This is a genomic window from Streptomyces venezuelae (assembly GCF_008642295.1).
GTDB classification, from domain to species: Bacteria; Actinomycetota; Actinomycetes; order Streptomycetales; family Streptomycetaceae; genus Streptomyces; species Streptomyces venezuelae_C.
Genome location: NZ_CP029190.1, coordinates 407,555 through 421,605 on the forward strand (window position 1 = coordinate 407,555; position 14,051 = coordinate 421,605).

11 protein-coding genes are annotated in these 14,051 nt (G+C 73.0%); 6 read left to right on the forward strand and 5 right to left on the reverse strand.

The genetic code is table 11. The features are described 5' to 3' along the window. Positions 1-49 precede the first annotated feature (49 nt). Positions 50-955: a hypothetical protein gene (locus DEJ50_RS01975; protein ID WP_150205682.1), complete on the forward strand. Its 906-nt coding sequence runs from the start codon at positions 50-52 to the stop codon at positions 953-955. On the opposite strand, the gene DEJ50_RS01980 is transcribed toward DEJ50_RS01975, so the two are convergent. Next, entirely contained in the window at positions 919-3,015 is a 2,097-nt protein-coding gene (locus DEJ50_RS01980; protein ID WP_190344212.1) for an AMP-binding protein, read from the reverse strand. The genes DEJ50_RS01975 and DEJ50_RS01980 overlap by 37 nt on opposite strands. Positions 3,016-3,160: 145 nt before the next feature. Between DEJ50_RS01980 and DEJ50_RS01985 the strand changes: the two genes are divergently transcribed. From DEJ50_RS01985 to DEJ50_RS01995, 3 genes are read left to right on the forward strand one after another with little or no spacing between them, the layout of a single operon-like run. Continuing rightward, positions 3,161-5,053: an ABC transporter ATP-binding protein gene (locus DEJ50_RS01985; RefSeq protein ID WP_150205684.1), complete on the forward strand. Its 1,893-nt coding sequence runs from the start codon at positions 3,161-3,163 to the stop codon at positions 5,051-5,053. 7 nt (positions 5,054-5,060) lie between these two features. Continuing rightward, positions 5,061-5,456 carry a glyoxalase superfamily protein gene (locus tag DEJ50_RS01990; RefSeq protein ID WP_150205685.1) on the forward strand — a complete coding sequence of 132 codons (396 nt, stop codon included), beginning with the start codon at positions 5,061-5,063 and terminating at the stop codon, positions 5,454-5,456. 48 nt (positions 5,457-5,504) lie between these two features. Beyond that, a complete protein-coding gene (locus DEJ50_RS01995) occupies positions 5,505-6,062 on the forward strand; it encodes a chloramphenicol phosphotransferase CPT family protein (protein ID WP_150205686.1) in 558 nt (185 codons plus the stop codon). A 50-nt stretch (positions 6,063-6,112) separates the two neighbouring features. Here the strand turns inward: DEJ50_RS01995 and DEJ50_RS02000 are convergent, their stop codons facing one another. Both DEJ50_RS02000 and DEJ50_RS02005 read right to left on the reverse strand, forming a co-directional pair. Then, entirely contained in the window at positions 6,113-6,526 is a 414-nt protein-coding gene (locus DEJ50_RS02000) for a universal stress protein (RefSeq protein ID WP_150205687.1), read from the reverse strand. A gap of 1 nt (position 6,527) precedes the next feature. Continuing rightward, complete coding sequence (locus tag DEJ50_RS02005) at positions 6,528-8,039, reverse strand: APC family permease (protein ID WP_150205688.1); 1,512 nt, start codon at positions 8,037-8,039, stop codon at positions 6,528-6,530. Positions 8,040-8,163: 124 nt separating this feature from the next. On the opposite strand from DEJ50_RS02005, the gene DEJ50_RS02010 reads away from it, so the two are divergent. Further along, complete coding sequence (locus tag DEJ50_RS02010) at positions 8,164-9,576, forward strand: DEAD/DEAH box helicase (protein ID WP_190344214.1); 1,413 nt, start codon at positions 8,164-8,166, stop codon at positions 9,574-9,576. On the opposite strand, the gene DEJ50_RS02015 is transcribed toward DEJ50_RS02010, so the two are convergent. Then, positions 9,573-10,238, reverse strand: coding sequence for a response regulator (locus DEJ50_RS02015; RefSeq protein WP_223837531.1), 666 nt, complete (start codon positions 10,236-10,238; stop codon positions 9,573-9,575). The genes DEJ50_RS02010 and DEJ50_RS02015 overlap by 4 nt on opposite strands. Continuing rightward, positions 10,235-11,449, reverse strand: coding sequence for a sensor histidine kinase (locus tag DEJ50_RS02020; protein WP_150205690.1), 1,215 nt, complete (start codon positions 11,447-11,449; stop codon positions 10,235-10,237). Before DEJ50_RS02020 ends, DEJ50_RS02015 begins: the two co-directional genes overlap by 4 nt. 330 nt (positions 11,450-11,779) lie before the next feature. Between DEJ50_RS02020 and DEJ50_RS02025 the strand changes: the two genes are divergently transcribed. Beyond that, the gene (locus DEJ50_RS02025) at positions 11,780-13,930 is read left to right on the forward strand and encodes an MMPL family transporter (protein WP_223837532.1); all 2,151 of its coding nucleotides are present in this window, start codon (positions 11,780-11,782) and stop codon (positions 13,928-13,930) included. Positions 13,931-14,051: the final 121 nt, after the last annotated feature.

Consider the following 14,051-nt stretch of genomic DNA (forward strand, 5'->3'; position numbering starts at 1 on the left):
TTGATCCTTTGGCCAAGGGCTGACCGCCCATGACGGACAGGAATCACCCATGCTCTCTCTCAGCCGACTGCGCGCCGTCGTGGCGTCCGGCACCGCCCTCGTGGCCCTCGCGACGCTGGGCGCCGGCACCGCCCAGGCGCACACCCGGACCGACCGGGCGGACCATCAGGCCCGGCAGGCCCCGCAGGCCCAGCAGGTCAAACGCATCCACAACGCCCTGCAGATAGCCCATCCGTCCGCACCCGACAGCTTCTGCACGATCGGCGCGGTGGGCACGGACGACTACGGGCGGCGCATCGCCATCTCGGCGGGGCACTGCGGGGGCGGTCCGCAGGCCGACCGCGAGATCCACGACAACTCGTTCCCCCTCTACGACCGGGCGGACTTCGCCTTCGGCCCGATCGGGTACGTGCGGTACTTCAAGAGCCCCGAGGGCTCGATGACCGGTCATCCGACCAAGGACTACATGATCATCGAGCTGGTCCCGGAGGTGACGCTCTCCTCCCAGGGGCCGCACCTGAAGCAGACCGGGCAGGTGGAGGTCCCGGGCGGAACGCCCAGCCCCAATGCGAAGAGCCCGGCGCGCCCCGATGAGCGCCTGCTGGGCGCCGGGCTCTTCGACAACAACGAGCTGGTGGTCTCCGGGCAGTTGGGCGTCTGGTACGGCCGCATCACCAACAACTCCAACGGCATCTACCAGTCCCACGCCCCCCACAAGGCGGGCGACTCGGGCGGCCCGACCATCTGGCACGTACCCGGGACCCCCTACCCGTCCGAGGCCAACGGCTTCCAGGCGGAGGGCCCCTGGGCCGGTATCACCAAGGCCCGGATCCTGGGCTTCCCGCCGTACGTGTACACCAGCTCGGCGAACATCCTCGCCGACCTGCGCGCCCGGGACGCCGCGGACCCCGCCGACGTCTACGGCGCCGGCTTCGAGGTGACCTCCAACCCCTGATCCTCCGGGCCCCGGTCCTCCGTCCCCGGATCCTCCGCCTCCACCTCGGGCTCCGGGGACGCGACCGGCCTGCGGGTGACGTACCCGGCGACGATCGCCGCCGCGATCATCAGCGGGATGTTGAAGGCATAGACCAGGGCGGCCTGCTGCGGCCAGTCGTTCTTGGCCGCCAGCCGGTAGAGGTTGTCCTGCGGCCACCAGGCGACCAGCAGGTACACCACGGCCAGATGTGCGGCCCGGGTGAAGCCCCGGGACCGGCCGCTGCGCAGCATCCTGGAGAACCCGGTGAACAGGAAGACCGCCCCGGTCGCGAAGGCCAGGCATTCGAAGCAGTAGAGGAGGAAGAACAGCACCGACCAGGGAGCGGGCACCCCGGACAGTTCGGTGGAACCCGGCCAGAGGACATCGGTGAAGAGCAGGGCGGCGACGGCCAGCAGGAAGGCGGCGCAGCAGCCCACGCCCGCGGTCGACTCGGCCCCGGCCGTGCGGGGCGGGGCGTGCATCGTCTCGGCGTAGTAGTCGTCGTAGTCGCTGCTGCTGCTGTACTTGCCCCGGTATCCGCCGGTGGGCTTCGGCGGCATCGGGAGGGCGCTGCGGTCCTCTTGGCCGGCCCGGTTGCGCGGCAGGCTCCGCAGCCGCACCACGGTCTTCGGCAGGTCCTCCTCGCGCAGCCGGCCCGCGAGACGGGTGCGCAGCTCGGCGGTTCCGGGCAGCCAGGCGTACGAGGCGCGCGGGTCGGCGGTCCGGCCGGCGGGGACCGCGCGCGGGGCTATGTACGCCACCAGGCGCTCCTGCAGGGGGCCGTGGCTGACGTTGCGGACCAGGGCCCCGCCGACGGCGGGGTGTTGCCGGAGGGCGGACTCCAGCCGGTGTGGGTCCACCGTGCGGCGGCCGAGGGTGAACCGGTCCCGGGTCCGGCCGGTGAACTCCAGCAGGCCGTCCGGGCGGAGCCGGCCGAGGTCCCCGGTGGGCACGGCGGCGCCGCCGTCGGGCGGGGTGAGGTGGATCTCCCCGTCGTGGAGCTCCAGCCGGCAGCCGGGGAACGGGGTGCCGACGAGCGCGGTGCCCTCCGGGCGGTCGACCGGGCCGTTCAGCTGCGACAGTTCGAACCGGCTGCCGGCCCCGGCCGTCTCCGTGGTGCCGTAGACGCCGACCAGCCGCGCCCCGGGGAGCAAGCCGCCCTGCAGGGCGGACTGTTCGTCGAGGTAGAGCCGGTCGCCGGTGACGGTGACCAGGCGGAGCGAACGCACCGGCGGGTCCGGCTGGGCGAGCAGTGAGGCCGCGCCGGCCGGGTCGGTGTGGACCGCGGTGACCTCAGCGGTGCCGATGAGCCGATGGATGTCCTCCGCCGCGGTGCCTCCGTCCCGCCGGGTGTCCTCGGCGAGGACCAGGGTGCCGCCCGAGCAGAGGGCGCGGGTCCAGCCGGCGGCGAACGCGGTCACATCGGGCCGGAAGGTGATCAGGTGCCGGTCGGCGGGGGTCAGCCCGCCCACTTCGGCCCAGCCCCGGTGGGCGGCGAGCAGCAGCTCCTGGCCGGCCGGGACGGCGCGCGGCGTCTCTCCCCCGGTCCACAGCAGGGCGGCGACGGGCGCGGGGGCCATGCCGGGGCTTTCCGGTGCCCGGGCTCCGATGGCCTCCGCCTCGGCGTCCGGGCAGATCAGACGCAGCCCGTGGCCGGGATCGAGGGCGGCCTGCAGGGCGGTGTCGGTCAGCAGGGCGAACGGGCCTGCCATGATCACCTGGGTCCGGGCCCGGGCGGCGGCTGCCGGGTCGACGATCGTGTACGTCCCGCCCGCCTTGAGGACGGCGAGGACCGCGGTGAACACGTCCGCCTGCCGGGTGTGGCCCACCGCCACGGTGCCACCGGCCGGGAGTCCGGCGGCGAGCAGGTGGTGGGCCAGCCGGTTGGCCTGCCGGTCGAGTCGGCCGTAGCGGAGTTCCAGCGGTCCGGCGCTGAGGGCGACGGCCTCGGGGGTGTCCCGGGCCGCCTGCTCGAAGAGCCGGAGGACGGTGTCGGTGGTGCGCGGGCCGGATCGGTGCGAATCGGGTTCCTGCGTCATGGGCCGATGATGCCATCGGGTACTGACAGCGGACGAGGGTCTCCGGCGGCCTCTGGAGGATTGGCGGACAACGGAGTTGACACCCGGAAGCCGGCCCGCTCGGACTGTTGACCTGAAGCTTGGTTGAGGTCTTAACGTCGGCGTCATGGATATGGAAGTCACCGCCTGGACCTCAATGCACAGTGCGATCACCGCGCAAACGGACCGCCGCCCGTTCTCCCGGGCCGGCCTGCGCCGGGTCGCCTCGTTCGCCCGCCCGCACCGGCGTGGCCTGTTGTCGTTCCTCCTGCTGAGCACGGTCACCGCGCTGCTGGCGGTGGCCACTCCGGTGCTCGCCGCCCGGGTGGTCGACGCCATCGTCGAGGGCGGCAGCAGCGGCCTGGTGACCCGGCTGGCCCTGCTGATCGCGCTGATCGCGGTCGCCGAGGCCGGGCTGGGGCTGCTCACCCGAAAGCTGTCGGCCACCCTCGGCGAGGGGCTGATCCTGGATCTGCGGACGGCGGTCTTCGACCATGTGCAGCGGATGCCGGTGGCCTTCTTCACCCGCACCCGGACCGGCGCGCTGGTCAGCCGGCTCAACAACGATGTGATCGGCGCCCAGCGGGCGTTCAGCAACACCCTCTCCGGGGTGGTCGCCAACTCGGTGACGCTGCTGCTGACCCTGACCGTGATGCTGAGCATCTCCTGGCAGATCACCCTGCTGGCGCTGGTGCTGCTGCCGGTGTTCGTGCTGCCGGCCCGCCGGATGGGCACCCGGATGGCGCAGATGCAGCGGGAGGCCGCGCACCTGAACGCGGCCATGGGCACGCAGATGACCGAACGGTTCTCGGCGCCCGGCGCGACGCTGGTGAAGCTGTTCGGGCGGCCGGCGGACGAGTCCGCGGAGTTCGCCGCCCGGGCCGCGCGGGTGCGGGACATCGGGATCCGTACGGCGATGGCCCAGTCGGTGTTCATCACCGCGCTGACGCTGGTGTCGGCGCTGGCCCTGGCCCTGGTGTACGGGCTGGGCGGGTTCTACGCCCTGCGCGGCACCCTGGACGCCGGTTCGGTGGTGGCGCTGTCCCTCCTGCTGACCCGGCTGTACGCCCCGCTGACGGCGCTGGCCGGGGCGCGCGTCGAGGTGATGAGTGCGCTGGTCAGTTTCGAGCGGGTCTTCGAGATCCTCGATCTGAAGCCGCTGATCGCGGAGCGGCCGGACGCCCGCCGGGTGCCGGAGGGGCCGGTGTCGGTGGAGTTCGACGCGGTGTCCTTCGGCTACCCCTCCCCCGACAAGGTGTCGCTGGCCTCGCTGGAGGAGGTGGCGACCCTGGACGCCCGCGGTGGCACCCCGGTGCTGCACGAGGTCTCCTTCCGCGCCGAGCCGGGGCAGATGATCGCCCTGGTCGGCTCTTCGGGAGCGGGCAAGTCGACCATCGCGCAGCTGCTGCCCCGGCTGTACGACGCGGACTCCGGGGCGGTGCGGCTGAACGGGATCGACGTACGGGAGCTGACCGCCGACTCGATCCGGGACACCCTCGGCATGGTCACCCAGGACGGGCACCTCTTCCACGAGTCGGTCCGCGCGAACCTGCTGCTGGCCCGGCCGGACGCGGCGGAGGAGGAGATCTGGGAGGCGCTGCGCCGGTCCCGGCTGGACGGGCTGGTGGCCTCGCTCCCGGACGGCCTGGACACGGTGGTGGGTGAGCGCGGCTACCGGCTGTCCGGCGGGGAGCGGCAGCGGCTGACCATCGCCCGGCTGCTGCTGGCCCGGCAACGGGTGGTCATCCTGGACGAGGCGACCGCCCACCTGGACTCCACCTCGGAGGCGGCGGTGCAGGAGGCGCTGGCCGAGGCCCTGGACGGGCGGACGGCGGTGGTCATCGCGCACCGGCTGTCGACCGTACAGGCGGCCGACCAGATCCTGGTGGTGGAGAACGGCCGGATCGTGGAGCGGGGCACCCACCCGGAGCTGCTGGCGGCGGGCGGCCGGTACGAGGAGCTGTACCGGACGCAGTTCGCCGCGGCGGGAACGGGCGGGGCGCTGTCGTCGGGCGCATGATGCCGGTATGGACATCAAGCTGGAGCTGGTCATCGTCCCGGTCACCGATGTGGACCGGGCGAAGGCCTTCTACGAGCAGGTGGGCTTCCACGCCGACCACGACGTGACGGTGAGCGAGGAGGTGCGGTTCGTCCAGCTCACCCCACCGGGTTCGGCGTGCTCCATCGCCCTCGGCCGGGGGCTCACCGCGATGGAGCCCGGGTCGCTGGACAACATGCAGGTGGTGGTGGCGGACATCGAGGCGGCCCATGCGGACCTGACGGCCCGCGGTATCAAGGTCGACGGGATCGAGGACCACCCCTACGGGTCCTTCGTCCACTTCGCCGACCCGGACGGCAACCGCTGGGCAGTCCAGCAGACCGTCCCCAGGCGTACGGCCACCCCGCCGGCGGACGCGCGATAGCCGAGCGGGGGCGGTGGACCGGCACGGCCCCGATGGAATGATCGACAGGTGATCATTTTTCTGAACGGCACGTCGAGTTCCGGCAAATCGAGCATCGCCCGCGAGCTGCTGCGGGTCCTGGACGAGGTCTGGTTCCACCTGCCGGTGGACGCCTTCCACGCCATGCGGGCCCGCAGGGACCTGCCACCGGCCGAGGTCGCGGCCGTGCTCCGGCGGACGTGGCAGGGCTACCACCGCGCCGTGGCCGGGATGGCCGCCGCCGGCAACCACCTCGTCGTCGACCATGTGCTGAGCGAGCCCTGGCGGCTGCGCGACTGCGTGGAGCTGTTCGACCCCGAGGAGACCGTGCTCGTGGGGGTGCACTGCGCCCGTGCCGAGCTGGAGCGCCGGGAGCGGGCCCGCGGGGACCGGCCGGCGGGCCTGGCGGCCGGGCAGATCGAGCGGGTGCACGCCCACGGCGTCTATGACCTGGAGTGCGACACCACCGACCGGTCCGCGGCCGACTGCGCCCGCCGGATCAAGGAGTTCCTGCCCGTCCGCCCCCGCCCCACCGCCTTCCGCCGCCTCCGGGACCAGGAGCGGGACCGGGACCGCGACCGGGGCTAGGGGGTGTCCGGCGGTCAGGGCCGGGCCCGGCCCTGACCGCCGGACACCCCCTAATCGGTGGGTACGCAGAGCACCGGCAGCTTGGACAGGTGGAGCAGTTTGTGCGGGGTGGAGCCGAGGAGGGCGCCGCGGAGCGGGCTCTCGCCCCAGCTGCCGACCACGATCACCCGGCCGTGGTGCCGGTCCGCCGCCTCCAGCAGCGCCTGGGCCGGCTTCTCGTCGACGATCTCGACCGCCGAGGGGACGCCCGCGGCGTCCGCGGCCTCGACCGCATGCTCCAGGGCGGTGCGGCCGGCCTGGCGGAGCGCCTCCTGGTGGGAGCGGTACTCCTCGCCGCCCAGCCCGGGCGCAGCCGCCCCGTACACCAGGACCAGCGGCTCGCCGAAGGCCGCCGCCACCTCGATGGCGACCCTCAGGGCCCGCTCGGCACCGGGCGATTCGTCGTAGCCGAGGACCACGGACATCTCAGGACTCCCCCTGCGTGTCACGCCGGCCGTGCACCAGGTCCGGGTCGGCGACGCTCCGGCGCTCCTGCCAGAAGACCCCGGACCGCAGCCGCCAGAAGACCATGACGGCGACGCCGATCAGCACGATGCAGATGCCGATGACCAGCGGCGGGCCGAGGCCGAACCAGGAGACGCCGCTGTAGGAGTTCGCCGGGTCCGACATGTCCGCGACGGACTCCACCAGCAGCCAGATGAGCAGGCCCGCCCCGAGGACCGGCCCGGCCCCGATGAACAGGAAGTTGTGCAGGCTCTCGGTGAGGTGCCGGCGGTAGTAGACCGCGCAGGCCAGGCCGGTGAGCGCGTAGTAGAAGGCGATCAGCAGGGACAGCGCGGTGAGGGAGTCGAACAGTGCGTTCTCGCTGATCCGGTTGACGATCAGGTACCAGGCGATGGCGATGCCGGCCACCCACCAGGTGCTGACGTCGGGCGTGCGGAACCTGGGGTGGATATGGGCCAGGTGGCTCGGGAAGGCCTTCCGGCGGGCCATCGACAGGGCCGTCCGGGAGGCGGGGATGATCGTGGTCTGGGTGGAGGCGAGCGCGGAGGTGCAGACGGCGAGCAGCACCATCCAGTCCCAGCCGCCCATCACCTCATGGGCGAGCAGCGCGAAGACCGCCTCCTCCTCGCCCGCGTTCTCGGTGAGGAAGGCGGTGCCCGCGTAGCCGACCACCGCGAATCCCACCGACAGGTAGGTGACCAGCAGGATGACGGTGGACCACAGGCCGGCCCGGCCGGGGGCGGTGGCGGAGTCCCTGACTTCTTCGGTCAGGTTGACGGCCGATTCCCAGCCCCAGTAGATGAACACGCCGAGCAGCAGCCCGCCGGTCAGGGCGGCACCGCCGGCCCCGAACGGGTTCAGCCAGGCCAGGGCCGGGTCCACGGGTTTCAGGGTGCTGGTGTCGGCGTAGATGCGGTAGAGGGCGATCACCGCGAACAGCAGCAGGAAGAAGACCTGGGCGAGGATCAGCACGTTCTGCAGGTGGGCCGACATCTCGGTGCCGAGCACGCAGATGGTGGTCATCACCAGGATGACCACGACGGTGAGGATCTGCCGGATCGTCTCGTTGTTGGCCCAGCCGTCCAGGCCCACGGTGAGCAGTCCGAAGCGTACGGCCACATCGGCGAGGGAGCCGATGACCAGCACACCGGTCATGAAGATCGCCCAGCCGCCGAGCCAGCCCGCCCAGGGGCCCATGGCCCGGGTCACCCAGGAGAAGGTGGTGCCGCAGTCCTGGTCGACCTTGTTGAGGTAGTAGAAGGCGGTGGCGATCATCAGCATCGGCACGAAGGAGGCCAGCATCACGCCCGGCGCATAGATCCCGACCAGCGCGACGATCGGGCCGATGGCCGCGGCGAGCGAGTACGCGGGTGAGGTGGAGTTCAAACCGATCACGAGCGCGTCCAGGAACCCGATCGCGTCGTGCTTCAGCTCGGGGTTCACGGGAGCCCGGTCCGCCAGGTCGCCGGCCATATCTGCATGGTCGCTCAGCCCGGGCCCGGTCGCACGGCAGCCCCGGCAACGGCGTGTCGTCTAAAGTTGACACCGCACGGGACCTCCTCGATGCGTCTGATGCCGGGGAAGGCATTCCATTTCCGTGACCCACACACCTCGTACTCGTCCCGCCGACGGCGAATTCGCGCTGCCGGAGACGGTGACCCCCGCGCTGCCGCCGGTCGACTCGTTCACCGGGCTGGACCTGCCGGCGAGCGTGCAGCGGGTGCTGGCCGAGCTGGGGGTCCGGGAGCCGTTCCCCGTCCAGGCGGCCACCCTGCCGAACGCGCTCGCGGGCCGGGACGTGCTGGCCCGGGCCCGGACCGGCTCCGGCAAGACCCTGGCCTTCGGGCTGGCGCTGCTGGTGCGTACGGCCGCGGGCACGGCCACCCCGGGCGGCCGGGCGGGGGCCAAGCAGCCGCTCGCCCTGGTGCTGGTCCCGACCCGGGAACTGGCCCAGCAGGTCACCGAGGCACTGGCCCCGTACGCGCAGGCGCTGAAGCTGCGGATCGCGACGGCGGTCGGCGGTCTGGCGATCAACCGGCAGGCGGCAGCGCTGAAGGAGGGCGCGGAGGTCCTGGTCGCCACCCCGGGCCGGCTGAAGGACCTGGTGGAGCGGCGGGACTGCCGGCTGGACCGGGTGGGCATCACGGTGCTCGACGAGGCCGACCAGATGTGCGATCTGGGGTTCCTGCCGCAGGTCACCGAAATCCTGGACCTGGTGCGGCCGGACGGGCAACGGATGCTGTTCTCCGCCACCCTGGACCGCAATGTCGACCTGCTGGTCCACCGGTACCTGAACGATCCCACCGTCCACTCGGTGGATCCGTCCGCGGGCGCGGTGCACACGATGGAGCACCATGTGCTCCAGGTGCACGCGGCCGACAAGTACGCGACGGCGACGGAGATCGCGGCCCGGGACGGCCGGGTCCTGCTGTTCCTGGACACCAAGGTCGCGGTGGACCGCTTCACCCGGCACCTGCGGGACAGCGGGGTGCGGGCCGCCGCACTGCACGGCGGAAAGTCCCAGCCGCAGCGCACGCACACCCTGGCGCAGTTCAAGAAGGGCGAGATCACGGCGCTGGTGGCGACCAATGTGGCCGCCCGCGGCATCCATGTGGACGAGCTGGACCTGGTGGTGAACCTGGACCCGCCGGCGGACGCCAAGGACTACCTGCACCGCGGTGGCCGGACGGCCCGCGCCGGGGAGTCGGGCAAGGTGGTCACCCTGGTCACCGCGAACCAGCGGCGCGACCTGGCGCGGCTGCTCGCCGAGGCGGGCATCCGGGCGGAGGTCACCCAGGTCCGCTCGGGTGAGGCGGAGCTGACCCGGATCACCGGGGCGAAGGCGGCCCCGGCGGGGGCCGGGGGCCGGGGCGCCAAGGGCGGCGCGGCACCCGAACGGGCCTTCCGCGGCCTGGGCGCCCGCCCGGCGAAGGAGACCCGCAAGGCGGCGGAGGCCCGCAAAACGGCCGAGGCCCGCCGCGCGGCCCGCATCCGCCGCGGGGCCCCCTAAGCCGGCCGCTGGGCCTGCACCAGCCCCGTCTCGTACGCGGCGATCACCGCCTGGGCCCGGTCGCGTACGCCGAGCTTGCCGAAGACGCCGGTGATGTGGTTCTTGACCGTGGAGACGCTGATGTCCAGTTCCGCGGCGATGCCGGCGTTGTCCAGGCCGCAGGAGAGCAGCCGCCAGATCTCCACCTCGCGCGGGGTGAGCCCGGCGGGTGCCGTCGGGGCGGGCCGGGGCTCGCGCGCGGCCGACCTCACGTAGGTGGAGATCAGGCGGGTCAACAGGCGCGGCGCCACGGCCGCCTCGCCCGCGTGGACGGTACGGACGGCCGTGACCAGTTCCTCCGGGGAGATGTCCTTGGGCAGGAAGCCGTAGGCACCGGCACGCAGGGCCGCGACGACGTACTCGTCCATGTCGAAGGTGCTCAGCGCGAGCACCCGGGCCGCGGGCCGGACCTCGGCCAGTCGCCCGGTGGCGGCCACTCCGTCGAGCACGGGCATCCGGATGTCCATCACCACCACGTCGGCAAGGAGCCGCCCGGCCAGGTCCACGGCCTCCGCTCCGTCCGCGGCCTCGCCGACCACCTCGATGTCCGGGTCGGGCGCCAGGATCAGGGCCAGGCCGCGCCGCACCAGCGGCTGGTCGTCGGCGATGAGCACGCGGATCACCGGCGGAGTTCCTCTCGTGACGGGTGGAGCGGGTGGCGCGGGGGGAGCGGTTGCCGCAGGTCCTCGGCGGCGTCGGGTGCCGCCGGTACGGGGAGGCGGGCCGCGACCAGGAAACCGCCGTCCTCGCGGGGGGCCGCCTCCAAGGTGCCGCCGTGCAGGGCGACGCGTTCCCGCATGCCGATCAGGCCGTACCCGCCGCGCCGGGCGGGCGTGCGCCGGCCGGCCCCGTCGCGGGGGCACTCGTTGCGGACCTCCACGGCGACCTCGTCCGGACGGTAGGTCAGCGATACCCTGGCGGGCGCGTTCCCGGCGTGCTTCCGGGCATTGGTCAGGGCTTCCTGCACGATCCGGAACACCGTCAGGCCGACGGTGGGCGGCAGTGGGCGGGGCGGGCCGCTGACGGAGAACTCGGTGTCCATGCCGGCGAGCCGGGACTCCGTGACGATCCGCTCCAGGTCCCCGGGCCCGGGCTGCGGGGCCGGCGGGACGGTCTCCGGTTCCTCTCCGGCCCGCAGCACGTCGAGCAGTTGCCGCATCTCGCTCAGGGCCAGCCGGCCGGAGCCCTCCAGAGTGACCAGCGCCCCGCGGGCGGCCTCGGGGTCGTGGCCGAGGTTGGCCCGGGCACCGCCGGCCATGAGCTGCATGGTGGTGATGTGGTGGGCGACGATGTCGTGCAGCTCCCGGGCGATGCGGCGGCGCTCCTCGGCCACCGCCCGCTCCGCGAGCAGGGCCCGTGTGGCCTCGGTCTCCCGCTGCCAACGTCTGACCACGTGGCCCGTGGTGACGACGAGCAGCGCGGCACCGGTGTTGGCGAGGAGCCCGAAGCCGGAGTCGAAGGGCAGTCCGCCCTGGCCCAGGCTGTTCAGCGGCGCCGTCACGAGGGCGGCCCCGACCACCACGGATGTCCGGCAGGCCACGGCGACCGAGTAGAGGGCGATGGCCGGGGTGAGGCCGAAGTGCGGGGACACCTGGGCGCTCAGGTTCACCATCACGCCCAGCAGCAGGACCGCCGAGAGCGTGGCAACCGGGTGACGGCGGCGGGCCAGCAGCGCGAGTGACGAGGCCACCACGAGGAAGGCCGCCGCGATTCCCAGGGGAACGCCGTCGAACTGGGTATCGAGGGTGAAGCCCGTGAGGTCCACGGCCGCCGCCCCGACCGCCACCAGCGCGTCGTTGCGCGACCACGTCAGCCTCTCGGCGCGCGTGCCCATCGATACGGCCCCTCTCTCACGGACCGCCGTCGGGCTGCCCTCCCGGCTCCATTCTCCCACCGGCCCGCACCCCCGGACACCGCCCCCACGGGCCGGTCCCGACCAGGACCAGGGTCCTGGTCGGGACCGGCTCCCGGACCGTGGTCCCGGCCGCGGAATCCTCCTCCACCAGGACGTTTGCCCGGCGGGCCGCTGATGTTCTGGATACCGGCCGGGTGACCCCGGCCCCATGACCCCACCGGTGACCCCACCGGTGACCCACTGATGACCGACCGGAGGAGAACAGTGATCCGCGCCCTGACGGGATGCTCGACGAGGAACCCATGGAAGGTGATCGCCCTCTGGGCGGTGCTGGGTATCGGTCTTGCGATCCTCGGCCAGATGTTCGTCTTCCGCGCCACCCAGCCGGGCGACGACGGGTTCCTGCCGCCCTCCTACGACTCGGCGGCAGCGCTGCGGATCTCCGAGGAGAGCTTCGGGGCCCGGCCGGACTCGGACCCGCTGACGGTCCTGGTGGCGCGTAGCGACGGGGCGGCGCTCGCCGCGTCCGACGAGCGCGTGATCGAGGAGGTGTCGGGGCGGCTGGCCCGGCAGGAGGTCGTCATGCCCAGGAACGAGGACGATCTGCCGTTCTCGGAGGACCACTCCCAGACTCCTCGGGTGAGCGTGGGCATGACGGCCCCGGACCGGTCCTTCCGGCTGCTGTCCGTTGAACTGAAGGGCAATCCGCAGGACCCCGGCGTGCAGGGCACGTACAAGGAGTTCCGCGAGCGGGCGAGGGCCGAGTTCCGGGAGGCGGGTCTGCGGACGGGGTTCACCGGCGGCCTCGCCACCACGGTGGACTCCGCGGACGCCGAGGAGACCCGGTCGGCGGTCGTCGGCGCGGTGGTGCTGGGTCTGATCGTCCTGCTCCACGTCCTGGTCTTTCGCAGCGTGCTCGCCGCGCTGCTGCCGCTCCTCGCGGTGACGATCATCGGCAGCGCCGCGGCCGGGGCGGTGGTCATGGCCTCGATGGCCGCCGGGGTCCGGCTGGCCCCCTCCACCCCCGGGCTCATCAACGTGGTGCTGATGGGCATCGGGGTCGACTACTTCCTCTTCCTCCTCTTCCGCTTCCGCGAACAGCTGCGGAGCCACCCCGGGCAGAGCGGACGCGAGGCGGCCACCGAGGTCGCCGGCCGGGTGGGCATGGCGGTCACCTCGGCGGCGCTGACGATCGTCGCCGCTTTCGCCACCCTCGGGATCGCCTCCTTCGGACAGTTCCGGGTGCTGGGCCCGGCGATCGCGGTATCCGTACTGGTGATGCTCCTGGGAAGCCTCACTCTGATGCCGGCGCTGCTGGCCGTGACCGGCCGGAGGATGTTCTGGCCGTCGCGCGTCCTGGGGCGGGAGCCGCGCGAGGGCATGGCCGGCCGCCTCGGCCGGCTGACGGCCCGCCGCCCGGTGACGCTCCTCCTCGCGTCGCTGGTGCTGCTCGGCGCGCTGACGACGGGTCTGGCCGGGATTCGCATGGACTACGGGCAGTCCGGTTCGGGTGGTGAGCGGACCGCCGCGGTGGAGACGGCAGAGGAGATCTCCAGGGCCCTGCCCGCCGGAGCCTCGGACCCGACGAGCGTGCTCGTCACCACGGAGGACGGCGCCCCGCTCGGCGCGGAGCGCGTGGCCGGGCTGGCGACGGCACTGGCCCGGGTGCCGGGAGTGGGCCGGGTCGCCCCGACCGTGCTGAGCGAGGACGGCAAAGCGGCCCGGATCGACCTGCTGCTGACCGTGGAGTCCGGCGGGCAGCAGGCCCGTGACCTGGTCTCCGGGCCCGTCCGGGAAACGGTACGGGCGAACCTGCCGGCGGGGACGGAGGCCCATGTCGGCGGAACGGCGGCGGTGTTCGCGGACATCGCGGTGGCGGTCGACAAGGACCTCAAGGTCATCTTCCCGGTGGCGGCGGTGCTGATAGCCGTCATCCTGTTGGTGCTGCTGCGCAGCGTGCTCGCACCGGTCGTGCTGATGCTCGCCGTCGGCCTCGGCTTCGCGGCCACGCTGGGTGCATCGGCGCTGGTCTTCCAGCACGCGTTGGACCGGCCGGGCGTGGACTTCACGCTCCCGCTGGTGCTGTTCCTGTTCGTGGTGGCGCTGGGCACCGACTACAACATCCTGATCAGCGACCGGCTGCGGGAGGAGATGGAACGGCCCGGACCGGCCCGCGCGGCGGTGGCCCGCGCCGTGCGGCACACCGCGCCGGCGATCGCGACGGCCGGACTGGTGCTCGCCGCCTCCTTCGGCAGCCTGGCGGTGAGCCCGCACGCCGGGACCCAGCAGATCGGCTTCGCCACGGCGCTCGGAATCCTGCTGTCCGCCATGGTCCTGTCCATCGTGCTCGTGCCGGCGCTGGCCGCGCTGCTCGGCCGCTCCCTGTGGTGGCCGGTGCGCCCGCGGGCGCGCGGCGGCGCGCCCCGGCGTCCGGAGCCCGCCAAGGTACCGGTGGGGTGAACACCGAACGCGGGCACGGGCCGCCCGGGACCTCGGAGGTCCCGGGCGGTCCCGACGACAGCCCCCGCCAAGGGGGTTGGCGTAACAGGTGCGCTCACATAGCATGCGGGCGAAACATGAG

Excerpts from the sequence above, each read along its gene's own strand:
- DEJ50_RS01975 (WP_150205682.1), top strand. The coding sequence starts at position 50 with ATGCTCTCTCTCAGCCGACTGCGCGCCGTCGTGGCGTCCGGCACCGCC.
- DEJ50_RS01980 (WP_190344212.1), bottom strand. The coding sequence starts at position 3,015 with ATGACGCAGGAACCCGATTCGCACCGATCCGGCCCGCGCACCACCGAC.
- DEJ50_RS01985 (WP_150205684.1), top strand. The coding sequence starts at position 3,161 with ATGGATATGGAAGTCACCGCCTGGACCTCAATGCACAGTGCGATCACC.
- DEJ50_RS01990 (WP_150205685.1), top strand. The coding sequence starts at position 5,061 with ATGGACATCAAGCTGGAGCTGGTCATCGTCCCGGTCACCGATGTGGAC.
- DEJ50_RS02000 (WP_150205687.1), bottom strand. The coding sequence starts at position 6,526 with ATGTCCGTGGTCCTCGGCTACGACGAATCGCCCGGTGCCGAGCGGGCC.
- DEJ50_RS02005 (WP_150205688.1), bottom strand. The coding sequence starts at position 8,039 with ATGGCCGGCGACCTGGCGGACCGGGCTCCCGTGAACCCCGAGCTGAAG.
- DEJ50_RS02020 (WP_150205690.1), bottom strand. The coding sequence starts at position 11,449 with ATGGGCACGCGCGCCGAGAGGCTGACGTGGTCGCGCAACGACGCGCTG.